A 338-nucleotide genomic window follows, 5' to 3' on the forward strand; every position below is an offset into this window, starting at 1 on the left:
ATCTACTATTACGTCCTCGATGGAGACCATCTCATACCGGATATAGAGCAGCATGAAGGAGGTCCCATCCTCCACTATAAAAAGGGAGAAGAAGGCAGGAGCTGGGGGAAGGTGCCTTTTATAGCTTGGAAGAATAACCATCTTGAGTATCCGGATATTAGGTTTGTTAAATCCCTTGTTGATGCTTATGATAAGGCAAGAAGTGATATAGCCAACTTTATTGAGGAAACCAAGAACCTCATTTATGTTCTGAAAGGTTACGGCGGAGAAAATTTATCCGAATTTATGAGCGACCTCAACTATTACCGGGCCATTAAGATTGACGATCCTGAACATGG

At 42.3% G+C, this 338-nt stretch carries 1 protein-coding gene; it reads left to right on the forward strand.

Translation table 11 applies throughout. The features are described from left to right. On the forward strand, positions 1-338 hold a 338-nt coding region (locus UU9_RS17720; protein WP_156804343.1), incomplete at both ends, for a phage portal protein.

The organism is Rhodanobacter fulvus Jip2 (genome assembly GCF_000264315.1).
Lineage (GTDB): Bacteria > Pseudomonadota > Gammaproteobacteria > Xanthomonadales > Rhodanobacteraceae > Rhodanobacter > Rhodanobacter fulvus.